The following is a 23,190-nucleotide window of genomic DNA, read 5'->3' on the forward strand; positions in this document are numbered from 1 at the left end:
GATCGCGTGAAGAACGGCGCCGCGACGGCGGCAGCGCTGCGCCGCTGGCTCAATGAAGGCGAGCGGACGTGACTGCGGCGCCGTCCGTGCCCGCACGCGGCGGCGTGTGCTGACTCGCCTCGATGCGCGCGCGGAAATAACGCGCGGTGCGCGGCAGCCCTTCGTCAAGCGACGTGCCCGGCTGCCACCCGAGCAGTTTTGTCGCCAACGAGATGTCCGGCTGTCGATGCCACGGATCGTCGGCCGGCAGCGGCCGTGATTCGAGCGGCGACGCGGAGCCGGTCACCGCGACGATGCGCCGCGCGACCTCGCGCATCGACACTTCGTGCGGATTGCCCAGGTTGACCGGGCCGCCTGGATCGTCGGCGCTGTTCATCAGCAGGATGAAGGCGTCGATCATGTCGTCGACATAGCAGAACGAACGCGTCTGCGAGCCGTCGCCATAGACGGTCAGCGGCTCGCCGCGCAGCGCCTGCATCATGAAGTTCGACACCACCCGGCCGTCGGACGGATGCATGCGCGGACCGTAGGTGTTGAAGATGCGCGCGATGCGGATCGACAGACCATGCTGGCGGCGATAGTCCATGAACAGCGTTTCCGCGCAGCGCTTGCCTTCGTCGTAGCACGAGCGCGGACCGATCGGATTCACGTGGCCCCAGTAGTCTTCTTTCTGCGGATGGACGAGCGCGTCGCCATACACCTCGCTCGTCGACGCCTGGAAAATCCGCGCTTTCATGCGTTTGGCGAGCCCGAGCATATTGATCGCGCCGTGCACGCTGGTCTTCGTAGTCTGCACCGGATCGTGCTGGTAGTGGATCGGTGACGCGGGGCACGCGAGGTTATAAATTTCATCGACTTCCACATACAACGGGAACGTAACGTCGTGACGCATCAGTTCGAAGTTCGCGCAGTCGAGCAGATGCGCGATGTTGTCCTTTGTACCGGTATAGAAGTTGTCGACGCATAGCACGTCGTGTCCTTGCGCGACGAGCCGTTCGCACAGGTGCGAGCCGAGAAAGCCGGCGCCGCCGGTGACCAGAATGCGCTTGCGGGTAAGTTCTTTCATGGTGCGTGATCCTGTGGTTGGACCGCATGAACGTTGAAAAGCAGCGTGGCATCACCCCGTGACGTGCAGCAGCGCGTCGTGCCAGTCCTGCGCGAAACGGTCGATATGAAAGCGTTCGAGCGCCGTGCGCCGCGCGCCTTCGCCGAGCCGCCGCGCTTCGCCGGGATCGCGCAGCAGCCCGAGCATGGCGTCGACGAGCGCGTCGACGTCGGTATGCACGAAGCCGTTTTCGCCGTTGCGGATCACGGTGGCGAGCTCGGCCGTCGCGAGACCGACGATCGGCATGCCGATCGTCATCGCCTCGACGATCGCGAGGCCGAGGCTGGTCCAGCGGATCGGATTGAAAAAGAAGCGGTAGCGCGCGCTGAACGCGGCCAGATCGAGGTTGCCGATTTCACCGATGCCGTCTAGCCGCTGTGCGTCCATGCCGACGAGATCGAGCGGCACGCGCGTTCGCGTTTCGCTGAAGACATCCGCGCCGAGCCGCCGGCCGCGCTGCGCGAGATGATTGACGACCACGATGCCGCGCTGCAGTTCGCCGCTGTAGCGCACGCCGTCGGGCACCACGACGCCATGTTCGATCACGCGCGTCGGCGTGACGCCGCTGTCCCACATCAGCCGGTTGAAGTGCGTGACGTGGACCAGCAGCGTTCCCGGATCGTCGACCCAATGCCATTGCTCGAACGGGTTTTCCTGCGGCGGGTCGTGCTCGACATAGACGCGTGGCAGACGTTGCTGCGCGGTGCTCAGCACGTGCTCGCGGTCGTGGTCCCAGTGGGTGCGATGCTGGTACAGCACCACGTCGAACTCGTGGTTGGCCACGTCGTCGATTGCGATCTCGTGCACGTTGTCGCCCCACGGCAATACGCCGACCTTGCCGGCATAGCCGGGCGGATGACCGGGTTTCGTCACCAGATAGAAATCGTGCGGCGTCTGGCTCAGGTAATACATGTAGTTGCCGTGCACGTGCCAGGTCAGCACGCGCAGCCGGCGGCAATTACGCAACATGGTGCAGATCCTCGAAAGACAGCGAAACGGTCCCCTCATGCAGGCTGCAGGGCGCGCCTGGTTGCGCCGGGAGCGCGCGCAAGCTGCTCGCGGGCGGTCTCGACCACCTGTTCGACCTGCATGTTCAGCGCGCACGGATGACCATACGGGCAGTCGCGGAACATGCACGGCCGGCACGCCGGATAGTCGGCCAGCACGCGATGCCGCGCATGATCGAGCGGCGCCCAGCGCCGCGTGTCGCTGCCGCATGCGATCACGACCGACGCGCTCGCCATCGCCGCGGCGATGTGCGAGATGCCGGTGTCGTTGCAGACCACGAGCCGCGCATGCGCGACCAGCGCGGCGAGTCCGCCGAGCGACGTCGCACCCGCCAGATGCAGCGCGGGCGCGCTCATCGCGCCGAGCACCGCGCAGGTCAGCGGCGCTTCGGCGGCCGTGCCGGTGATCGCGATCTGCCAGCCGTCGGCGGCGAGGTGGTCGGCGACGGCCGCGAAGCGCTCGCCGGGCCAGCGGCGCGACGGCAATTGCGAACCGGGGTGAACCAGCACGAGCCGCTCGTCTTCGATGCCGTGATACGTGCGCAGCGCGGTGTACTCGTCGAGGTCGAGCTCGGTGAGCGGGAACGTCAGACGCCGGTCGTGCGCCGGCGCGCCGAGTGCGCTCATCAGCGCGAGATAGCGCTCGGGCTCCGGCAGCGCATCGGGCCAATCGATGAAGCAACCCTCGCGCGGTACCTCGTCGGGCTGCACGAAGCCGGCGTCGGCACACGCGCCGAGTTGATGCAGCAGATGGTTGGCGATGCCGCCGCTGCCGTGCAGCTGGATCGCCAGATCGAAACGCCGCTCGCGCATCCGCGCGAAGAATGCGGGCAAGCCATCGTTCGATTCTGGCTGCTCGGGAAAACCGACCGCGCCCGGAAACACGATCAGCTCGTCGACGAGCGCCGCATAGCGCTCGACGAACGCGCGTGCCCACGGCAGTCCGATCAGCGCGATATGCGCATCCGGCGCGGCCGCGCGCAGTGTGCGCAAGGCGGGCACCGCGCACAGCATGTCGCCGAGCTGCAGCGCGCGAAATACGGCGATACGGCGCGGCGCGAGCGCCGCCAGCAGCGAGGGTGGGGTCATGGAAAGAACACCTTGAAACGGATGGCGCCATAGAGCCGCCAGTAGATCGATAGAAACGGAATGGGGATCGACGTCCAGAGCATTTCGGCGACGTGGCGCCAGCCGTGGTTGCGCCCGCGCAGCCGGCGCGCGCAGAAATAGCCGGTCAACCCGCACCACGCGATCAAACCCGCGCCCGCGAGCATCGGCTGATCCGCGAACGAACCGCCGATCGCCAGCAACGCGGCGGAGAGAATCGCGTAGTACAGTAGCGGCGGCCGCGAGCGGATGCGCGTTCGAAACAGTTCGGGATGCTTGCGATAAAGCAGCGCATCGAACTGGCTCTTTTTCTGCTGCGCGATGCTGACGCCCCAGCGCGCGGGCCGCACCGGATGCACGACCACCGCGTCGCGGGCGCGCACGATCTGGCCGCCCGCGGTAAGCAGCGTGAACTGCAGGTCCGAATCCTCGCGCCACGCCGACGTGAACCGTTCGTCGAAGCCGCCGGTCGCGACGAGCGCCGCACGCGTGACGAACACGTTCGCGGTCGCGAATTCGGCGCGCGCGAGGCCGCTCGCGTCGGCTTCGTAATCGGTCGGTAGATCGGGCGGCGAGGGCAGCGGCACGACGATCGTGCCGGCGGCCGCCGTCGCGCCTTGCGCGAGCGCCGCGACGCCAGCCGTCAGCCAGTGCGGATCGGGCAGCGTGTCGTCGTCGGTGAAGGCGATCAGCGAAGCGCGCGCATACTGCCAGCCCGCGTTGCGCGCGCCGGCCGGCCCCTGGGTGCGCGTGACCGGGAGATAGTGCAGTTCCAGCCCGCGCGGCGCCTTCTCGCGTGCGAATCGTTCGACGCAGGCGCGCGTGGCGTCGTCGGGACCGTCGTCGCAGACCACGATCTCGTAGCGGTGCGGCGTGAACTGCTGCGCGCATAGCGCGGCAAGGCAGTTCGCGAGCATCGCGGGACGGCGGTAGGTGGGCACCACCACCGACACGTCGGGCCACGACTGCGTGCGCAACGTGCGGCCGGTTTCCTCGGCATCTTCGCTGCTGTAGCGCGCGGCCACGCCGCCATGCAGGGGCGACGGACACATGACCGAGGCGTTCATGCGCGGCCCCCCGCCTTGTCGACGAGGAACGGGCCGATCACGAGCGCGTCGAGCGGCGAGGTCCAGAACGACTCGACCGCGTCGCGCGGCGAATTCACCATCGGCTCGCCGCGCGTGTTGAACGACGTATTGACGAGAATCGGCACGCCCGTGCGCTGCTTGAACGCCGCCAGCAAGTCGTAGTACAGCGGGTGCTGCGCGCGGTTGATGGTCTGCACGCGCGCGGTGCCGTCCACATGCCGCACGGCCGGAATACGCGCGGCCTTGTCGGCGCGCACGTCGAACACGAACAGCATGAACGGCGCGGTTTGGCCGTTCACGAACCATTCGTTGGCGTCCTCTTCCATCACGACCGGCGCGACCGGGCGGAAGTCCTCGCGATCCTTGATCTCGTTGAGCTTCGCCTGCATTCGCGGATCGACCGGCGACGCGAGAATCGAGCGCGCGCCGAGCGCGCGCGGCCCGAATTCGGTGCGCCCCTGATACCAGCCGATCACCTTGCCTTGCGCGAGCAGATCGGCGGTCTCGCCGGCGATATCGGCGAGTCGCCGGTACGGTACTTTCGACCAGCGCAGGAACTGCTCGATTTCCGCTTCGCTGTATTCGGGCCCGAGATACGCATGATCCATTCTCCAGTGACGTTCGCGGTCGCCGCGCGCGGCACGCTCGCGATAGTCGGTCCACAGGGCCGCGCCAAGCGCGGTGCCAGCGTCGCCGGCCGCCGGTTGCACCCACACTTCGCTGAATGGCCCGGCGTCGCGCACCTTCGAGTTCATCACGCAGTTCAGCGCGACGCCGCCCGCCATGCAGAGCCGGCTCAAGCCGGTCTGCCGATGCAGCCAGTGCGCGAGTTCCAGCACGGTCTCCTCGAGCACGCGCTGCAACGAATTGGCGATATCGAAATGGCGTTGTTCGAGCGGCCCGCCTCGTTCGCGCGCGGGACCGAAGCGTTCGGTCAGCCGCGGAGCGTCGACGGTATAGCTGCCGTCCTGCCGATAGCGGACGATCTCGCGGAACACCTCGACGTAAGCCGGCTTGCCGTACGACGCGAGCGCCATCACCTTGTACTCGTCCGACGAGTGCAGGAAGCCGAGCCAGTCGGTGACCTCTTCGTACAGCAGCCCGAGCGAGTGCGGCAGCTCGACCTGTTTCAGACGCTTGTACTCGCCGCCGACGAATTGCCCCATGCTGGTCGTCACGCCCTCGCCGCGGCCGTCCATCGTCAGCACGGCGGTGTCGTCGAACGGCGCGGCGAGAAACGCGCTCGCCTCGTGCGCGAGATGGTGCTCGACGAAGTGCCATGCGAAGCCGTGCTCGCGGTCCACGCCCTGGAAGCGCTTGCGCAGATGATGCGGCGCGCCGTCGAGCAGTTGGCCCTTCGCGTTGGCGATATAGCTGAGGAACAGCGGGTCCCACGGCGACGCGGACGGGTTGTCCGGGCGCGTGCCGGCCGGATCGAACGGCAGCTCGATCGTCGCGCCCGGCCTCTTCGGCATGCCGCCGAATAGCGTGGGGTCGTACGAGTAAGCGACGTGATCGATCGCGGCGAGCGTAATGCCGGCGGCCTTCAGGCAGTAGTCGATCGCATCGAACGGGAGCTGCCAGGTCGAGAACGGCACCGGACGTTTCGCGTGCTTGACGTGCGTGAAGCGTTCGTCTTCGGCGGCGGCGAGCACCACGCCGTCGCGCAGCAGCGCGGCGGCGCTGTCGTGATAGACCGCATTGATTCCGAGTGTGTACATGGCATTAGCAGTGGAAGTGGGTTCAGGGGACGGTTGGCTGATCGATCAGCGACGGCGTGCTCGTGTTATCGGTGCGACCGGTGCGCTCCGATACACCACGACGCGGCGCATGCGCATGCGCTTGCCGCAATTCGAGTGCCGCGTGCACGACCTCGTCGGTCGGAACGCCGAGCAGGCAGGCGTGATGCCCGTGCGGACACACGCTGCGATAGCACCAGCGGCATTCGACGTCGCGATACAGCACGCGTTGCGGCGTTTGCCACGGCGTGTGCTGCGGGTTGGTCAGCGCGTAAAGATCGACGACCGGCGTGCCGAGCGCAGACGCGACATGCACGGGTCCGCTGTTGTTGGACACGAGCACGCTCGCGCGTTCGAGCAGCGCGGCGAGTTCGGCGAGCGTCAGCGCACCGCTCAGGTCGTATAGCTGCGCGCGCGCGCCGGGCGCGGCCGTGCGCATCACGGTCTCGACGAGCGCTCGCTCGCCCGCGCCGCCGGTCACGAGCACCGAGGCGCCGGTTTCGCGCGCGAGCTGCGTGGCGACCTCGCCGAAGCGCTCGGCCGGATAGCGGCGCGACGCAGCGGTCGCACCTGGATGCAGCACGAGGCACTCGGTGTGGCGGCAGATGCCGAGCGTCCTCAGTTTCGCGTCGAGCGACTGGCGCGCGGCCGGCGGCACGCGAAAGCGCATGCCGGTGTCGCCCGTCTGCGCGCCGACGTGATGCACCAGATCGAGCTGGCGTTGCACCTCGTGCCGTGTGCGCTGCTGCGGCTCCGGCTCGCGCAGCCAGTCGGTCAACAGCGCGTACGGATTTTCACGGCAATGCGCGAGGCGGCGCGGAATCCCCGTGAGATAGCACAGCATCGCGGCCGGCAACGGGCTCTGGCTATAGACGGTGAAAATCACCGCCGCGTCGAAGCCGCCGCGCCGCAGCCGCTGCTGCATGCGGTGATCGTCGAGCAGATCGCGCGGCACGGTCGACGCGGGCGCGACCCACGGCGCGTCGTATTCGATCACATCATCGACGTCGTCGAGAAACGGCGCGAGCGCGACGCCGCTGCGCGACGCCAGCAGCGTGATATGGCGGTCATCGGCGGACTCGCGCAGCGCGTGCAACGCGGGCGTGGTCATCAGCACGTCGCCCAGATTGTCGAGGCGCACGCACAGAATCCGTTTGACCTCGCCGCCCCAGCACACCGGCTGCGACGTATCGGGCGCGCGCGCGTGAGCCAGCTTGGGCGGCGCAAGTGGCAGAGGTGCGTTCACCGCGGCGCCTCCTTGCGGCGCGCCGCGGTGCCCGGCGGCAGGCCGTGCAATACGACGCGTTGCGCGGCCTCGTGGAGACCGGCGGCGCGCGCGCTCGGCGTGCGCTGCGGGCCGGTTCGCCATTCGGTCTCGTGGCCGTTGTCAAGCAGGATCGTACGGCAGCCGGCGCGATTGCCCGCTTCGACGTCGTCGAGAATGTCGCCGATGAACCAGCTGTTGGCGAGATCGAGCTCATGCTCTTCGGCCGCGCGCAGCAGCATGCCGGGCGCGGGCTTGCGGCAGTCGCAGACGATCGCGTAACGCGCGACGCTGCCCTCGGGGTGATGCGGACACCAGTACGCGCCGGCGAGCGTGGCGCCGCACTCGGCGAACATCTGCCGCAGCCGGCGTTCGACGTCGAACAGCGCTCTGTCTTCGAACTTGCCGAGCGCGATGCCGGACTGATTGCTGATCACGAACAGCGCGTACGGGTATGCGGCGAGCAGCGCGAGCGCTTCGCGCGCGCCCGGCGCGAAACGCATCAGCGCGGGATCGGCGTTGTAGGGCACGTCTTCGAGCAGCGTGCCGTCCTTGTCGATGAACACAGCGGGTAGCGTCATGATGGTTCGTATGCGCGAGCTTGGGTCAAAAGTCGGAAAAAGGCGCGCCGCAGCCGCTGGACCGGCCGCGGCGTGTTCCAAATGCGCACACCGTGCGGGTTCGCGCGGCGTGCGCCGTCGTCAACGGGACGACGCTCCGGCTGCTGCTCGCAGCGGTAGCTGCGCTGGCTCGGACGCGGTGTCGAGCGATGTTTTGGTCGGTGCGAGCCTTGCCGCGCGTGCATAGATTTGCGCGAGCGCATCGCTGACGCCGCGCCAGGTGAAGCCGGCCCGCGCCCGTTCGAGGCCCGCTTCGCCCATCCGGCGCGCAAGCGCGGGGTCGCGCCGCAAGCGGTCGAGACGCGCGGCGAGCGCATGCGGATCGCGCGGCGGAACGAGAAAGCCGGTCACGCCATCGAGGATCGAATAGCGGATGCCGCCGACATCGGCGCCGATCACCGGCGTCGCGCAGGCCATCGCCTCGATCGGCGTGATGCCGAACGGCTCGTACCAGGGTGTCGTCACGAACACGTCGGCGGCGCTGTAGAAGTAGCGCAGCCGCCTGCGACCACACCGGCCGACGAAGCTCGTCTGCTCCGCGACGCCGCATTCGCGTGCGATCTCGCGCAGGCGCGCGATCTCCGGCGTCGCGATTTCGTTGGGCGCGTCCGAATTGCCGCCGACTATGTACAGCTGCGCCGACGCGTTGAACGTGTGCTTCAGCACGCCGACTCCGCGCACCACGTTGTCGATGCCTTTGCGCTGCACGAGCCGCCCCACTTGCAGCACGATGAAGTCGTGCTGGCGCCAGCCGAGCGCATCGCGGGCGGCTTCGCGCTCGACGGGCAGGAACTCCTCGGCATCGAAACCGCACGGCACGATCTGGATGCGCGCTGGATCGGCGCGATAGTGTTCGAGCAGATCGGCCTCGTCCTGCGGACATTCGGCGACGAGCACGTCCGAGCCTGCGACCAGTTCGTCTTCGATCGCGAAGCGTTCGTCGGGGAAGCCGTCATCCGTTCCCTGATGGATACGCCGCACGCGGCCGAGCGCGTGAAAGGTCGTGACCAGCGGCACGCCGAGCGCAGCTTTCACTTGCAGCGCGGCGAGGCCGGACATGAAGAAGTTCGCGTGCATCACGTCGTAGGACTGCGGTTCGCGGCGAAAGAACGCGCTCAGAAACGCGGCGAACTCGTCCATGAACGGCAGCAGTCGTTCCTTTGGCAATTGCCGCGGCGGTCCCGCGGGCACATGAATCACGCGCACGCCGTCCATGTCGACGCGCTCGGGCAGCAGTGCGCGATCGCGGCGCGTGAACACGTCGACCTGATGGCCCATTTCCACCAGTTGACGCGCGACGTTCGCGACGTAGATGTTCTGTCCGCCGCTGTCGACGCCACCGGCGACAGCAAGTGGCGACGCGTGTTCGCTGATCAGGGCGATCTTCATTGGCATTCCTTCCTGCGATGAGCGGCAATTGATGTTGACTTTCGTAAGCGGCGCACAGCATGTGGTGTGCCATTCGCATCCTGCGGTGCGGACAAACGACGCAAACGTCGCGCGGAACCGTACGAAGCGCTGTAGCGTGCCCTTTTCCGTGGGTAGAGAAGCGCTGTGGCGTCCCCTGTTTCTACATACGGTCATGTAACTTCGAACCGCTTGCGCCGCGCCGGTACCAGGATGGGCGAAGGACCCCGCCCATTTAATAAGTAAGAAGTGCGCGGAAAAGGGCTGGAGCCAGCGCCTTTTTTGCTTGCGCCCGGGCGCGCCGCTTGCGCGACGCCACACTTGTGCGACGTTTCTTCCGGGTGCCCCCACCACGACCTCATGCCGAATTCCGCCCCGCCGCCTCGCTCCGAACTGACGCGCCGAATCGTCGGCGATCTCGCGCATGCGGTATGGCGTTATCGCTGGCAGACCAGCGGGGCGCTCGCGCTGATGATCGCCGCGCGGCTCGCGACCGTGCTGATGCCGCTCACGCTGAAGCACATCGTCGACGAACTGAGCCATCCGCTCGCGCATATGGCGTTTCCAGTGTTCCTCGTGCTCGCCTATGCGCTGCTACGATTTTTCGGCGACGCGCTGAACGAGGCGCGCGACGTCGTGTTCAGCATGGTCGTGCAACGCACGGTCGCGGCGCTGACCGAGCGGACCTTCGCGCATCTGCATCGGTTGAGCGCGCGCTTTCATGCGCGGCGCGAGACTGGCGCGATCGTGCGCGACGTGCAGAAAGGCGCCGACGGCATCGGCTTTCTGCTCGGCACCGCGCTGTTTACGATCGTGCCGACCTTCTTCGAGATCGCGGTGATCGTCGCGATCATGGTGCATAGCTACGCGCGCGAATTCATGCTCGCGATCGTCGTGACCTTCGTGCTGTATGCGGGCTATACGTTCGTGTTCACGCGGCGGCGTGTCGCATTCCAGCGCGCGGTCAATCTGCTCGAAGCGCAATCGGACGGGCGGCTCGTCGACAGTCTGCTGAACTACGACACGGTCAAATACTTCGCGACCGAAGAGAGCGAGACGCAACGGCTCGGCAACGTGCTGGAAAAGTGGGTGCACGCGCGCATCGCCAACCAGAACGCATTGACCGCATTGCACGTGGGACAGAGCGCGGTGATCGCGCTCGGGGTAGCGGCGGTCATGCTGCTCGCCGCGCAGCACGTGGTGGCCGGCAGCATGAGCGTCGGCGATCTGATTCTGGTGAACGCCTACCTGATCCAGATCTGCATGCCGCTGAACACGCTCGGCTTCGTGTTTCGAGAGACCAACGACGCGCTCGTCAACGTCGAGCGCATGTTCGTGATTCTGGCGGCGCGCGGCCGCGTCGGCGAGGATATCGATGCGCGCGACGCGCAGCCGCTGAAGGTCGGCGCGGGGCTGATCGAGTTCGAACACGTCGATTTCGGCTACGACACAACGCGTCAGGTGCTGCGCGATGTCGACTTTCACGCGTATCCGGGCAAGACGCTCGCGGTGGTCGGCGGCAGCGGCTCGGGCAAATCGACGCTCGTGAAGCTGCTGTTTCGCCTCTATCGGCCCGAGCGCGGCATGATCCGCATCGACGGGCAAGACATCAGCATGGTCACGCAGCGCAGTCTGCGCGAGGCCATCGGCATCGTGCCGCAGGACACCGTGCTGTTCAATGAAACGATCGCCTACAACATTGCCTATGGACGTCCGTCGGCGACGCGCGCGGACGTCGTGCGGGCGGCGCGGGCGGCGCAGCTCGACGAGTTCATCGAGCGCTTGCCCGACCATTACGACACGCGCGTCGGCGAGCGGGGCGTGCGGCTATCGGGCGGCGAGCGGCAGCGCATCGCGATTGCGCGCGCGATTCTGAAGGACCCGCGCATCATCGTGTTCGACGAGGCGACCTCGGCGCTCGACACGCGCTCCGAGCGCGCGATCCAGACCGAGCTGACGCGCCTCGCGCAAGGCCGCACCTCGATCGTGATCGCGCATCGACTTTCTACCGTCGTCGACGCGGACTGGATTCTGGTGATGGAGCACGGCCAGGTGGTCGAGCAGGGCACGCATCGGGAACTGCTCGCGCGCGAGGGCGTGTACGCGAAGATGTGGTCGCTGCAATGGCAGCAGGGCGAACTCGAACACGCGCAGCGCCGGCTGACCGCGCGATCGGTCAGCGTCAGCGCATTGACGGCGGGTGTGATCGATGCATTGCACGACGAGATCGCCGAGCAGCGCGTCGTCGTCTACGCGGAGCCGTCCGACAACGAGCTGCGGGTGACCGGCGATCCGAGCGTGCTGCAACCGTTGATCGCCGAGTTGTGCCGCAATGAGATCGCGCAGGCGAGCCCGGGGCAGCGCATCGCGTTGCGCGCGGAGCGGCACGGCAATCACGTGTGGTTCAGCTTGCTAGGCATGGGCGACAAGCCGGCCGAGCTATCGCAGGCGGCGGCGCGGCAGATGGAAAGCGCGCTGGCGGCCGTGGGCGGCAGCTTCACGCTGACGCCGCTGAACGGGCGGCTCGCCTATGTGGCGATGCTGCCGCTGCGGCCGGTCGCGGATGCGCAACCGCCACTGGCGTCGGCGTCCACGGCGCCGGATTCGGCGGAGCCCGCTCCGCTCGATGGCCTCTTCGTGCTCGCGATCGACGACCAGGAAGAAGCGCGCGACGCGCTCGAAGCGGTGCTGAGCACGAGCGGCGCACGCGTACGGCTATGTGCAGCGGGCACCGAAGCGCTGGACTGGCTGCACGCGACGGACCCGGCGCAATGGCCGCACGTGCTGCTGTGCGATCTGATGCTGGCCGGCGAAGATGGCTATGACGTGCTGAGCCGTTTGCGCGCACTGGAAGGCGGGCGGCCGTCGATACGGGGCAGCCCACTGCCCGCGATCGCGCTGACCGGCTACACGGACGCACTCGACGAACAGCGTGCGCGCACCGCGGGTTTCGACGCGCACTTGCACAAGCCCGTGGCGCCCGCGGAACTGATCGCCGCGATCCGGCGGCTCGCGCAGGCGCCGTCGCGCACGGACACGGCGTTGCCGCGATAATGATGCGCGCGATTCAGGTCTGAGCGAGGTCTCAGATCGGCGCGTCGAACTTGCCACCAACAGTCGTCGTTGCGGACGCCTCGAGATTGCGCTCGGCGGCGCGCACGCGGTCGCGCATCGCGAGGATCGACCGGGGGGCCACCCGGCGTTCTCGCACGGTCCACGCCAGCCCGGCCAGCAATCCGGTGCCGTCGCGCATCAGCGTGCCTTCCCGCGCGAATACGTCGAGGGCGCGCAGAGTCGCGCTCAACGCTTCGCCCAACGGCAGACGCAGCCACGCGACCCACGCCGCGTTGCGCGCGAGCATGCGACGGCGCAACGCGCTGTCGCGCACCGGCGACGGATGGTGATGGAGCGTCAACTGCTCGCAGTAGACGATCGCATGTCCCGACGCGAGCACGTCGAGCGAAACGAGTGCTTCCTCACCGCCGATGAAAAGACGCGGCTCATAGCCGCCGATCTTGCGATACAGCGCCGCGCGAAACACGCACGCGCCCGCCATATAGCCGATCAAGGAGGGCCCCGGCAGACCGACACGGCCGAGCGGGCTTGCGCGCATCAACGCGCAGGTCGGATCCGTCGTGTTGTCCGCGCCGACCGCGACGCGCGCATTCAGCACGCCGACGCGCGGCCATGCATCGAGCAATTGCACCGCGCGTTCGAGCGAGCCCGGACCCCACCAGGTGTCGTCATCGCAGAACGCGACATAGTCGGTCTCGACGCACGCGACCGCGTGGTTGCGCCCTGCCGCGCCGAGATTGCCGTTGCATTCGACGACGCGAACGCTCGGATAGCGCGCTTCGACGAGTGCGACCGTGTTGTCGGTGGAACCGTTGTCGGCGACGATGATCGGCGGGAACTCGGGTAACGCGAGCAGACGTTCCAGAGTGATGAGCAATTCGCCCGCGCGGTTATACGTGAGAACGACGACCGAAATGCGCGGGTGGGAGGCGTTGGTTTGCATGCTGTGCAATCGTTCAACGTTGGACTGCGACGACGCAGCAAACCTCGTGCCGTACGTCACGCGTTTTGCGTAGCTGGAGCCGATTCGTCGCGGCCAAGCTGCCAATAGCGTTCGGACGAAAAAAGGCTTGCCTGTCCTTCGGGACCGAATGCGCGCAATTGACTGCGATAAGCGTCGAGTGCCGCGCGCTTCATGCGCTCGTGTTGCGTGGTGCCGGGCACGTCCAACGCATGCGGCGTGTCAGCGGCGTAGCCGCGTTTCGCGAGGTCGGACAGGCGCGCTTGCACGACGCCGGACATGCGCCGGTAGGGCACATCTTCATAGGCGATGAACGGAGTGGCTGGCTGACGCCGCATCAGGGCGAGACAGGCATTGGACACGAGAACGTGATCCGAATGGAACAGGCCCAACGGCATCACGATCAGCGTGGGTTTTGTTTCGGAAACAGCGTGGTTCAACGCGGTGATCAGCCCGTCCGCATCAGGCGATGCGTGGTATTGCGCGTCGCGAAACAGCAGATGCACGGGAATCGCCGACAACAACCCCAGCGCCTCCCGGTCTTCCGCCTGACGCGCCCGCATCGCTTCGAACGCGTCGGCGAAACCGGCGGCGCGGTCCCAATCGGTCGTCATGTTGTCGGCGGGCGGCGCGGTGAAAACTGTGCAGACGACCGTGCCGGGATGAGCGGCGATCACCAGTCCGCAGCTGAGGACCGCATCGTCGAGATGCGGTGAGATGACGAGCAGGCGCTGGTTCGATTCCATACCGGCAATTAGCAAGCTGCATTCCGCCGGCGCGGTGCGCGAAGGGTCGGTGCGGGAATAGCACTTGCTGCCATTGCGGTTCTACTATCGCTTGCCACTTCAACTATGAGCCCCCTGCAAAACCGCCCGACCACGTTCGCACCGTCGAAGTTCGCAAAGGTCAGGTTACCGAATCGATGTCGCGCGACGCGTTTCACGAACGCGTTTTATCGGCTATTACGAGCCCTATGCGACCAGCCATGAATCGCTCGATCGCGACGAGGACGTGCAGCAGGAAGTGGCCCACGCGGCCGAAGCCGTCGCGAGTTGCGTCGAGCAGATCCGCGGCGGGCGCAAGGAACCGGGCGAAAGCCTCGGCACTCCGCGCGCCAAATGATCCGCAACTCACTTAAGAAGGGCGAAGCACGACGAACGACGAAGTGGCGAGCCCGCGCACGCAACGGCGGCGGCTTGGAGGATGGCTGCCGCGCGAGGAAGCGCATCTCACGCGCTACCGGACCATGCTGGTCGCCAAAGCACGCGAACGTGCGCGCACGGCGCCACGCACGCGTGCCGTTGAAGAACTCGCGGCGCTGATCGAAGGCGATCCGGTGCTGCGCATGGATATGACGCGGGCCATCATTCAGGCGCAACAGGCGGGCTACGTGCTCGGCTATACATCGATCGACGAGCTGATGACGATCGTCGATTACCTGATGACCTACGCGCCGCCGTTCAGCGAATCGGATCTGATTCATTGTCCGCTGAACGCGGTGCTCGACTGGCCGATGTGCATGCCGTCCGGCTATGCGCTGTTTCGCGACCCGGCGCTCAACGCGCAACTCAAGCACGTGCTGAACTGCTGGTGTGGCTTCCTGAGCGGCCCGCATTCACGCGCGCATTTAAATACGTTGTCGCCCGACGGCTGGTTCAGCCCTGAGGCCGACAAACGGATCGGCCTCGCGCAATTCGTGTGCGATCCCGAGCAACCGTATTGGGGCTTTACGTCGTGGAACGACTTTTTCACACGGCGCTTCCGTCCCGGCATGCGGCCCATCGAGGAGCCGGACAACGACAAGCTGATCGTCAGCGCGTGCGAGGCGACGCCGTACAACGTGCAGCACGGCGTGAAGCTGCGCGACACGTTCTGGATCAAGTCGCAGCGGTATTCGCTCGAAGACATGCTGAGCTCGCGCGAGCGCGGACTGGCGCGGCGCTTCGAGGGCGGCTCGGTGTATCAGGCCTTTCTGAGCGCGTTCAACTACCACCGCTGGCATGCGCCGGTCAGTGGCGTGATCTCGCGCGCGTACGCGGTGGACGGCAGCTACTATTCGACCGCCGATAGCGAAGGCGAAGACCCGAGCGGCCTCAACGATTCTCAGGGCTACATCACGGCACTGGCGGCGCGCGCGGTGATCGTGATCGAGTGCGACGATCCGGCGGTGGGGCAGGTGGCGTGCGTGTTCGTCGGCATGGCGGACGTGTCGTCGTGCATGATCGAGGCGTTGCCTGGTCAGCGCGTCAGAAAGGGCGATGAGTTGGGGTTTTTCCAGTACGGCGGATCGACCTGCTGCCTGGTGTTCGAGCCGGGCGTGATAGACCGCTTCGTCGTGGAACCGCCGTTCGGCGACAGGCAGCCACCGATCGAGGTCAACGCGGCCGTTGCGAGGGCCGCGTCGCGCAACGCGTCGTCGTCGCAAAGCAACGGATAGACCCGTTGGGCTCCACCAGGCCGCTCGTTCAGCCGCGCAGCCGCGCGAAAATACTCATCAGCTCTTCGAGAACCACCGGCTTTTTCAGGTGCGCGTCGAAGCCCGCGTGTTCGGCCGCGCTGACGTCCGCCTGCTGGCCGAAGCCGCTGACCGCGATACAGATCACGGACTTCATCGTCGGCATGCCGCGCAGCTTGCCGATGAACTCCATACCGTCCATGCCCGGCATGCCGATGTCGGACAGGATGATATCGGGCGCGTTGCCGTTGATGATCGTCAACGCTTCCTCGCCGCTCGTCGCGGTCCGCACTTCGGCGCCCTCGCTTTCCAGCAGCAACCTGAAGGTTTCGACGGTCGCGGCGTCGTCGTCGACCATCAGGATGCGCGTGCCTTTCAGCGGCTCGGCGACGACTTCGATACCCGCGCCCGTGCGGGTGGCGAGCCGATGGGTGGGCAGCGTCACCGTGAACGTCGCGCCGCGGCCGACGCCGTCCGACTCCGCGCGCACCGCGCCGCCGTGCAGGTTGACCAGATCACGCACCAGCGCGAGGCCGATGCCGAGGCCCCCGCGGCGCGAACTCGGATCGCGGCTCTGCTGGAACATCTCGAAGATATGCGGCAGCAGCGACGCCTCGATGCCGATGCCGGTATCGATGACGCGCAGCACGGCCTCGCCGTGATCATTGACCTGCAACGACACCTGGATCGAACCGCGCTGCGTGAATTTCAGCGCATTACTGATCAGATTCCACACGATCTGCTCGATACGCGTGAGGTCCGCGTGAATGATCACGGGCGCATCGGTCATCTCGACGCTGAGTGTGATGTCGCGTTGCGCGGCATCGTCTTGCACCGCGCTGCACACGCGCTGCACGATCTCGCGCATGTCCACTACGGTGCGCACGACAGACAGCTTGCCGGTGCGCACGCGCGAAATGTCGAGCAGATCGTCGATGATTTGCGCCTGGCCGATCACGGTGCGGCGGATCGTATCGGTCGCGCGCGACACGTTCAGGTTCTGCCGCGTTTCCGGCGCGCGCGCGATCAGTTCGGCGCTCGCCGAAATCAGGTTCAGCGGATGCTTGAGCTCGTGCGACACGACCGCGAGAAATTCGTCGCGGCGCCGCTGTGCGTCGCGCTCGCTCGCCGCGCGCAGCGATTCGACGCGGGTGCCGCGCCCCGAGATCGGGTCGGTGGCGAACTCGCCGAGATCGCGCGTGATCTGCGCAAAGCCGCTGATGCCCGGTTCGTCGAGACGGGACAGCACGCCGCTCGCGAAAAAGCGCGTGCCGTCCTTGCGCAAATGCCAGCGCTCCTCTTCGGCGCGGCCATTCAGACGCGCTTCGGCGAACTCGCGTTGCGCGACGTTGTCGGCGCGGTCCTCTTCGGTGTACAGGATGTCGGCGGACTGGCCGATCATATCGGCTTCCGTATAGCCGAAAATCCGTTCCGCGCCCGCGTTCCAGCTGTTGATCACGCCGTTGTCGTCGAACGTGATGATCGCGTAGTCGCGCGTGCTTTCCGCGACGATGCGCATGCACCGCTCGCCTTCGCGCAGCCGGTCTTCCGCCTGACGCCGCCCGGTGATGTCGATGAACGACAGCACCGCGCCGTCGATGCGGTCTTCGGTCGTGCGGTAAGGCACGAAGCGCGCGAGATACCAGCGCCCGTCGTTGCTCTTCAGCTCGCGTTCGATCAGGCGCAACGAGTCGAATGCCTCGGCCGCGTCGTCGGCGAGCTTGTCGTATTCGAGGCGGTGCGTGATGTCGAGCAGCGAGCGGCCGATGTCCGACGGAATGATGCTGAAGACATCGGTTGCGCGCGGCGTATAGCGCTTGATGCAGATGTTGCGGTCGACGAAGATCGTGCCGATGTCGTTCGCGGCGATCAGGTTGTGCAAGTCGTCGTTGATCTTGCCGGTTTCCTCGACCTTCGACTTCAGCTCCGCGTTGACCGTGGTCAACTCCTCGTTGATCGATTGCAGCTCTTCCTTGCTGGTTTCGAGTTCCTCGGTCGCCGAGCGCAGTTCCTCGTTGATCGCCTGCAATTCCTCGTTCGATGCCTTCAGCTCCTCGGTTGAGGTTTCCGACTGCTCGATCGTGGACTGCAACTGTTCCTTCGTGCGTTGCAGTTCCCGTTCGAGCTGACTGATGATCGGGTCTTTCTGCACGTCGGCCGGCGCCGTTTCGGCGTTCGCCACGCTGTCCTCGACCTCGTCGAACAGCACCAGCACGAAGTCCGCGTTCGCTTCCGGATCGTGCACGGGCCGCGCGGTCATGTTGACGAAGTACGACCGGCCATCGCGCTCGATTCGCACGCGGCGCGCTTCGACGCTGCGGTTCGTGTGCAAGGCCTGATAGATCGCGGTGCGCAGTTCCAGCCGCAGTTCCGGACGCACGACGGCCACGATGTTGTGCGACGGCTCGCCGCCGGAATACTGCAGAAAACGCCCGGCGCGATCGGACAGATGAACGATTTCGGATTCGCGGCTCACCAGCACGCTGGGCGGCGCATATTGCTCGACGAGCCGCTGATGCAGATCGCCGAACGAAAAGCGCCGGCGCCCCGGCGGCTGCACCGTGGTCACCACAGGCCGCAAGCTCATCGTCCCGGAAATCGCGATCGGCACCGGCGTGTCACTGCGTACCGCCATGTTCGCGCGATAGATGCGGTTGCGCTTGTCGACCACGGTGAACATCGAGCTCACGCCGTCGGCCGACTCCGAGCTGCCGAGGAACAGCACGCCGCCGGGACGCAGCGCGAAGTGGAACATCTTCAGGATTTCGATCTGCGCTTCGCGGTCGAGGTAGATCAGCAGGTTGCGGCAGCAGATCATGTCGAGCCGCGAGAACGGCGGGTCGCTCAGCACGTTATGGTGGGCGAACAGCATGTGCTCGCGCAGCTCTTTCTTGATCCGGAAATGCGCGGCGTCCCTCGTGAAGAACTGGCGGATGCGCGCCGGCGTCAGGTCGGCGGAGATCGAGTCCGGGTACACACCGGTGCGCGCGAGGGAAATGGCGCGCTCGTCGATGTCGGTCGCGAATACCTGAAAAGACAGGCCCTCGGGCGACTTCAGCGAGCGTTCCTGCAGCAGCATCGCCAGCGAATAGGCTTCTTCGCCCGTCGCGCAGCCCACCGACCACACGCGGATGCGGTCCTGTTCGCCGCGGTTTTCGAACAGGGGCGGCAATACTTCACGTTCGAGCACGTCGAACGCTTCCTTGTCGCGGAAGAAATTGGTGACGCTGATCAGCATGTCCTGCAACAGCGCCTGGGTTTCTTCAGGGTGCAGATGCAGATAATCGCGATACGCCTGCAGTTCGGTAATGCCGTTGACTTGCAGCCGGCGTTCGATACGCCGCAGAACCGTAGCCCGTTTGTAATGTCGGAAATCGTGTGCGGTGCGGGTGCGCAGAATCACCATGATTTCGCGCAGCGCGCGCTCGGCCGACTCGTTGACCGTGTCTTCCTCGGGCTCGTCCGCCTCCGCGGCCGGCAGATGGATTTCCCGCGCGGTGGACCACAGATCGAGCAGCCGTTGCGGCATCTCGGCCGCGGTCATCACGAAGTCGGCCATGCCGGTCGCGATTGCGCTGCGCGGCATGCTGTCGTATTCGGCCTCGGAAGGGTCCTGCACGAGCGTGATGCCGCCCATTTCCTTGATGCGCGACAAGCCGACCGAGCCGTCCGAGCCCGCTCCCGACATCACGATGCCTATCGCGCGTTCGCGGTGCGCCTCGGCGAGTGTGCGGAAAAACAGATCGATGCTCGCGCGGCGTCCTTCCTCGGGCAGCTTCCGCGTGACGCGCAGGTAGCCGTCGACCATGATCATCTCGAACGAGGGCGCGACCAGATAGACGTGGTCCGATTCGATCGGCGTGGGGCCTGTGACCTGCTGCACGGACATGCTGGTGACTTTCTGCAGCAGTGAGGCCAGATTGCTTTCGTGATCCGGCAACAGGTGAACGACCACGACGAAGGCCATCGACGTGCGCGCGGGCAGCGCCTCGAAGAACTCCGTCAGCGCGTTAAGCCCCCCCGCCGATGCGCCGATACCGACGATCGGATACAGTGCCTGGCTAGGCAGAGTTTGCCCTCGCTTCTTTGACATGGCTGCGTGTCCCTTCTTGGAAAGGATAGTGTTCAGCGGTGGATTTTTATAGGGCGACGAGCCCATTTCTTGCTGGCTCGGACGGCTATTATCCCGCATGGCACTCATTTTTCCATCAGCATCGACTGCAGCAGTTCGGCCGCGTGCCTCGCGCGCAGCACATTATCCTCCTCGCGCTGTTGCGCGGCGGTATCTCCGGTTTTGGCGAAATGGTCGCGCAACTCGCGGCTAAACATTTCGCGCTCGCGCAGCGCACGCAGCGCTTTGCGCAATAAGTCCTCGGCATCCGTCATGCGGCCGTCGCCGAGCGACGCGGCCGAATACGCATGACCGGTATGACAGCGATAACGCATCACCCGCGATCCGGTGATGCGCCACAGCGTGCCGTTGCATTCGGGGCATGTGAAAGTCGAGGGCGTCGCGAGTCCCCTGATTGCTTCGAATGCCGTAGTGCCGGCCAGCCACGCGTCTTGTTCGAGAACGATGCGATCGGTCGCCTCGCGCCGCGCACGGCCGTTTTTTCCCGGCGCGCTGGCGTTGCCGCCGGTCAGTTTTACCAAACATTGCCCCATTTGATCGAGCGGCAGCACGTGGTCGGCAAACGGCGATGCATGTCGCGGCATCTCGCTCGCGAACGCGTCGGCCGGGTCCTGGACGAGCGTCGCGCCGCCGCACGCCTGGATTGCTTCGAGGCCCGCGGTGCCGTCGTCGAGCAGGCCGGTCAGGATCACGCCGATCGCGCGTGGCCCTATCTGGGCGGCCGCAGTGCGAAAGAGGGGGTCGATCGCCGGGCGCGCGAAGTTCTCTTTCGCGCCGTGCAGAAGCCGCAGTAGCCCATCCTCGACGACGAGGTGCCGATCGGGCGGCGCCACGTAAATTCTGCCGGGCGCGTAATGTTCGCCATCCTGTGCGTGCTTGGCGGGTAGCGGTCCGGCCTGGTTCAGAAGCGCGGGCAGCATGCTGCCATGCGCGCCGATATGCAGCACGACGGCGATGCTGGCGGGCATATCGACGGGAAGCTGCGAGGCAAGCGAACGCAGCGCATCGACCCCTCCCGAGGACGTGCCGATTACGATGAAGTCGCGGTGGGTCAAGTAGGCTCCGGGACGTGGAAGCGGGGCGTGAAAGCGGACCTTTCCTGTTAGTCAAACAAACGAGCAAGCCATATGCCGTCGCTGCATTTTTTGGGGCGTTGCCGGTAAAAGCGTTCTTTTGGCGACGGCGGTTTTCAGCCTCCGCCACAATCCGGGCACGCGGGCCGAAAGCGCCGCGCGAAGCTCGCACAATGCATATGACGAATGTCGTGCAACATCAGCTGCCGGGCGAATCGACCCAGTTCGTGAATCTGGTCCGCAAGTGGACGTCGATGCTGGTGTGTGCCGCGAAGAACGGCGAGCGTCCCGAGCCGGCTCACGAAAGCGCCATGCACGATCTCATGGTGCGCTTCGCCGATGCGCTGCGCGGGCGGTCCGGTTAACGCGATTACTCCGGCGCGGGCTGACTGCCCGTTGCTCGCGCGCGGCCGCTCGTGTCGTGCGCGAGCAGCGTGTCGTAGATCGTCAGATAGTCGTCGGTCATGCGCGCGGCCGTGAAGCGGCGCTCGAACGCGCGGCGGCACGCGCCGCGCTCGATGCTGTCGATGCGCGCAACCGCTTGCACGGCCTCGTCCACGTTATCGACGATCAGGCCGCTCACGCCGTCTTCGATCAATTCGGGCACCGCGCCGCGGCGAAACGCGATCGCCGGCGTGCCGCATGCCATCGCCTCGATCATCACCATGCCGAATGGCTCGTCCCATTCGATCGGCAGCAGCAACGCGCGCGCGTTCTCGATCAATTGCCGGCGCGCGCGGCCCCCGACTTCGCCAAGGTATTCGGTGAACGCGCCCGAGCGGCGCAACAGCGGATCGATGCGTTCGCGGAAATAGTCGCGTTCGCCGGGATGAATCTTCGCGGCGATCTTCAATGGCAAGCCGCTGCGCCGGGCGATTTCGATCGCGAGATCGGGACGTTTTTCCGGCATCATGCGGCCGAGAAAAAGCAGGTAGGAACCGGCCATCGGTTGAAATTCGAACTGGTCGAGCGGCAGTCCGTGATGGACCGTGCCCTGCCAGTTCGCCCACGACACGGGCCGGCGCTGACTCGCGGAAATTGACACCACCGGCACGCGCGCGAATTCGCGAAACAGCGGGCCATGATCGTGCAGCAGCAGACGGCCGTGCAGCGTCGTCAGCGTACGGCATGGCAGGCGCTCGGCCCACGCGAAATGCAGCGGCTCGCCGTGAAAATGAACGACGTCGAAGCGGTCCGCGTCGCGAATCACGCGCGCGAGCTGCCTGATGTGATGGGTTTGCGTGTCCCACACGTTCGCGTCGCGCCAAAGTCCACGCGGGCAGATCGGTACGAGCCGCGCGGCGCTCTTCGAATCGGCGCTCGCATAGAGCGTCACGTCGTGGCCGCGCGCGACCAGCTCTTCGGTCAGATACGACACGACGCGTTCGGTGGCGCCGTACGCGAACGGCGGCACGCTTTCGTAAAGCGGAGCGATCTGGGCGATTCTCATCAGTCGTTGAAAAGAGGAAGGAGAGGTTAGCGCGCAACATGCCGCGCCGGACCACCAGCAGCAAGTGACGTACCGCCGCGGGACCGTTGGCGCGGTATGGCGTTCGCTCGATGCGGGCACTTGACCGATTGAAGGAGCCGCCATGAACCGCGCAACGCGATCCGCTACCGACGACACGCAGGCCACCGCTCGACGCGAAATCGCGAGCACGCCCGATGCGCTCGCGCTGCTCGAGGCCGATCACCGCGCCGTGGAAAAACTGTTCGACGCCTTCGGCAAATCGCCCGGCGACGAGCGCGACACGCTCGAAGCCAAAGCCGCGCTGGCGCAGCGCGCGTGCGAAGAGCTGACGATGCATACGATCATCGAGGAAGATCTGTTGTATCCGGCCGCGCAACAGGCGCTGCCCGACGACGACAAGCTTGATGTCGAGGAAGCCTACGTCGAGCATTTTCTGGTGAAAACGCTAATCGCGAAGTTCGAGACGCTGAAGCCGGGCGACAAAGGCTTCGACGCGACGTTCAAGGTCATGTCCGAGCTCGTGCGGCATCACGTCGAGGAAGAGGAAGGCGAACTCTTTCCGGCCTTGCGGCGCACCGGGTGCGATCTCGCCGCGCTCGGTGAAAAGATCGCGGCGCGCAAGCAAACGCTGCAAGCCAGGCTGAATGAGGCGGGCAGTCGCGCGGTCGGCGACAAGACCTGATGGG

The 23,190-nt window shown here is 66.0% G+C and carries 16 protein-coding genes and 2 pseudogenes; 5 read left to right on the forward strand and 13 right to left on the reverse strand.

Features of this window, described 5'->3' with window-relative positions:
• Positions 1 to 49 precede the first annotated feature (49 nt).
• From OKW28_RS16315 to OKW28_RS16350, 8 genes and pseudogenes are all read right to left on the reverse strand, one after another.
• Positions 50 to 1,066 (reverse strand): UDP-glucuronic acid decarboxylase family protein, encoded by a 1,017-nt coding sequence (locus OKW28_RS16315; RefSeq protein ID WP_429447284.1) that lies wholly within the window; start codon positions 1,064 to 1,066, stop codon positions 50 to 52.
• Positions 1,067 to 1,117: 51 nt separating this feature from the next.
• A complete protein-coding gene (locus OKW28_RS16320) occupies positions 1,118 to 2,074 on the reverse strand; it encodes a glycosyltransferase family 4 protein (protein ID WP_429447286.1) in 957 nt (318 codons plus the stop codon).
• Positions 2,064 to 3,201, reverse strand: a pseudogene (locus OKW28_RS16325) (glycosyltransferase family 9 protein). Before OKW28_RS16325 ends, OKW28_RS16320 begins: the two are co-directional and overlap by 11 nt.
• Positions 3,198 to 4,286, reverse strand: coding sequence for a glycosyltransferase (locus tag OKW28_RS16330; protein ID WP_429447288.1), 1,089 nt, complete (start codon positions 4,284 to 4,286; stop codon positions 3,198 to 3,200). Before OKW28_RS16330 ends, OKW28_RS16325 begins: the two are co-directional and overlap by 4 nt.
• A complete protein-coding gene (locus tag OKW28_RS16335) occupies positions 4,283 to 6,028 on the reverse strand; it encodes a carbamoyltransferase family protein (RefSeq protein WP_429447290.1) in 1,746 nt (581 codons plus the stop codon). The genes OKW28_RS16330 and OKW28_RS16335 overlap by 4 nt, the downstream gene beginning before the upstream one ends.
• 22 nt (positions 6,029 to 6,050) lie before the next feature.
• A complete protein-coding gene (gene waaF / locus OKW28_RS16340; protein WP_429447292.1) occupies positions 6,051 to 7,292 on the reverse strand; it encodes a lipopolysaccharide heptosyltransferase II in 1,242 nt (413 codons plus the stop codon).
• Positions 7,289 to 7,891, reverse strand: a complete 603-nt coding sequence (locus OKW28_RS16345) for a D-glycero-alpha-D-manno-heptose-1,7-bisphosphate 7-phosphatase (RefSeq protein ID WP_429447294.1) — start codon at positions 7,889 to 7,891, stop codon at positions 7,289 to 7,291. The genes waaF and OKW28_RS16345 overlap by 4 nt, the downstream gene beginning before the upstream one ends.
• A 120-nt stretch (positions 7,892 to 8,011) precedes the next feature.
• A complete protein-coding gene (locus tag OKW28_RS16350; RefSeq protein ID WP_429447296.1) occupies positions 8,012 to 9,319 on the reverse strand; it encodes a glycosyltransferase family 4 protein in 1,308 nt (435 codons plus the stop codon).
• Between the two features lie 378 nt (positions 9,320 to 9,697).
• Between OKW28_RS16350 and OKW28_RS16355 the strand changes: the two genes are divergently transcribed.
• Complete coding sequence (locus OKW28_RS16355) at positions 9,698 to 12,391, forward strand: ATP-binding cassette domain-containing protein (RefSeq protein WP_429447298.1); 2,694 nt, start codon at positions 9,698 to 9,700, stop codon at positions 12,389 to 12,391.
• Positions 12,392 to 12,422: 31 nt separating this feature from the next.
• Here OKW28_RS16355 and OKW28_RS16360 read toward each other — a convergent pair whose 3' ends face one another.
• Entirely contained in the window at positions 12,423 to 13,355 is a 933-nt protein-coding gene (locus OKW28_RS16360; protein ID WP_429447300.1) for a glycosyltransferase family 2 protein, read from the reverse strand.
• A gap of 56 nt (positions 13,356 to 13,411) precedes the next feature.
• Positions 13,412 to 14,119: a PIG-L deacetylase family protein gene (locus OKW28_RS16365; RefSeq protein ID WP_429448731.1), complete on the reverse strand. Its 708-nt coding sequence runs from the start codon at positions 14,117 to 14,119 to the stop codon at positions 13,412 to 13,414.
• A gap of 202 nt (positions 14,120 to 14,321) precedes the next feature.
• Between OKW28_RS16365 and OKW28_RS16370 the strand changes: the two are divergent.
• Positions 14,322 to 14,495 (forward strand): annotated as a pseudogene (locus tag OKW28_RS16370) (NADPH-dependent FMN reductase); the annotation flags it as partial.
• A gap of 43 nt (positions 14,496 to 14,538) precedes the next feature.
• The gene (locus tag OKW28_RS16375) at positions 14,539 to 15,810 is read left to right on the forward strand and encodes a phosphatidylserine decarboxylase family protein (protein ID WP_429447302.1); all 1,272 of its coding nucleotides are present in this window, start codon (positions 14,539 to 14,541) and stop codon (positions 15,808 to 15,810) included.
• Between the two features lie 28 nt (positions 15,811 to 15,838).
• On the opposite strand, the gene OKW28_RS16380 is transcribed toward OKW28_RS16375, so the two are convergent.
• Positions 15,839 to 19,921: a CheR family methyltransferase gene (locus OKW28_RS16380; protein WP_429447304.1), complete on the reverse strand. Its 4,083-nt coding sequence runs from the start codon at positions 19,919 to 19,921 to the stop codon at positions 15,839 to 15,841.
• A 104-nt stretch (positions 19,922 to 20,025) separates the two neighbouring features.
• Positions 20,026 to 21,015: a chemotaxis protein CheB gene (locus tag OKW28_RS16385; RefSeq protein ID WP_429447305.1), complete on the reverse strand. Its 990-nt coding sequence runs from the start codon at positions 21,013 to 21,015 to the stop codon at positions 20,026 to 20,028.
• A 191-nt stretch (positions 21,016 to 21,206) separates the two neighbouring features.
• Here OKW28_RS16385 and OKW28_RS16390 point away from each other — a divergent pair, with 191 nt between their 5' ends.
• Positions 21,207 to 21,398, forward strand: coding sequence for a hypothetical protein (locus OKW28_RS16390; RefSeq protein ID WP_429447307.1), 192 nt, complete (start codon positions 21,207 to 21,209; stop codon positions 21,396 to 21,398).
• Between the two features lie 5 nt (positions 21,399 to 21,403).
• Here the strand turns inward: OKW28_RS16390 and OKW28_RS16395 are convergent, their stop codons facing one another.
• On the reverse strand, positions 21,404 to 22,483 hold the full coding sequence (locus OKW28_RS16395) for a glycosyltransferase family 4 protein (protein WP_429447309.1): 1,080 nt from the start codon (positions 22,481 to 22,483) through the stop codon (positions 21,404 to 21,406).
• Positions 22,484 to 22,625: 142 nt separating this feature from the next.
• Here OKW28_RS16395 and OKW28_RS16400 point away from each other — a divergent pair, with 142 nt between their 5' ends.
• A complete protein-coding gene (locus OKW28_RS16400) occupies positions 22,626 to 23,186 on the forward strand; it encodes a hemerythrin domain-containing protein (protein ID WP_429447311.1) in 561 nt (186 codons plus the stop codon).
• Positions 23,187 to 23,190: the final 4 nt, after the last annotated feature.

It is taken from the genome of Paraburkholderia sp. 40, assembly GCF_050434105.1.
In the GTDB taxonomy this organism is placed as follows: domain Bacteria; phylum Pseudomonadota; class Gammaproteobacteria; order Burkholderiales; family Burkholderiaceae; genus Paraburkholderia; species Paraburkholderia tuberum.

What these genes read in the sequence shown, in the direction of transcription:
- OKW28_RS16315 (WP_429447284.1), bottom strand. Translation starts at nt 1,066, where the DNA reads ATGAAAGAACTTACCCGCAAGCGCATTCTGGTCACCGGCGGCGCCGGC.
- OKW28_RS16320 (WP_429447286.1), bottom strand. Translation starts at nt 2,074, where the DNA reads ATGTTGCGTAATTGCCGCCGGCTGCGCGTGCTGACCTGGCACGTGCAC.
- OKW28_RS16330 (WP_429447288.1), bottom strand. Translation starts at nt 4,286, where the DNA reads ATGAACGCCTCGGTCATGTGTCCGTCGCCCCTGCATGGCGGCGTGGCC.
- OKW28_RS16335 (WP_429447290.1), bottom strand. Translation starts at nt 6,028, where the DNA reads ATGTACACACTCGGAATCAATGCGGTCTATCACGACAGCGCCGCCGCG.
- OKW28_RS16345 (WP_429447294.1), bottom strand. Translation starts at nt 7,891, where the DNA reads ATGACGCTACCCGCTGTGTTCATCGACAAGGACGGCACGCTGCTCGAA.
- OKW28_RS16350 (WP_429447296.1), bottom strand. Translation starts at nt 9,319, where the DNA reads ATGAAGATCGCCCTGATCAGCGAACACGCGTCGCCACTTGCTGTCGCC.
- OKW28_RS16355 (WP_429447298.1), top strand. Translation starts at nt 9,698, where the DNA reads ATGCCGAATTCCGCCCCGCCGCCTCGCTCCGAACTGACGCGCCGAATC.
- OKW28_RS16360 (WP_429447300.1), bottom strand. Translation starts at nt 13,355, where the DNA reads ATGCAAACCAACGCCTCCCACCCGCGCATTTCGGTCGTCGTTCTCACG.
- OKW28_RS16365 (WP_429448731.1), bottom strand. Translation starts at nt 14,119, where the DNA reads ATGGAATCGAACCAGCGCCTGCTCGTCATCTCACCGCATCTCGACGAT.
- OKW28_RS16380 (WP_429447304.1), bottom strand. Translation starts at nt 19,921, where the DNA reads ATGTCAAAGAAGCGAGGGCAAACTCTGCCTAGCCAGGCACTGTATCCG.
- OKW28_RS16390 (WP_429447307.1), top strand. Translation starts at nt 21,207, where the DNA reads ATGCATATGACGAATGTCGTGCAACATCAGCTGCCGGGCGAATCGACC.
- OKW28_RS16395 (WP_429447309.1), bottom strand. Translation starts at nt 22,483, where the DNA reads ATGAGAATCGCCCAGATCGCTCCGCTTTACGAAAGCGTGCCGCCGTTC.
- OKW28_RS16400 (WP_429447311.1), top strand. Translation starts at nt 22,626, where the DNA reads ATGAACCGCGCAACGCGATCCGCTACCGACGACACGCAGGCCACCGCT.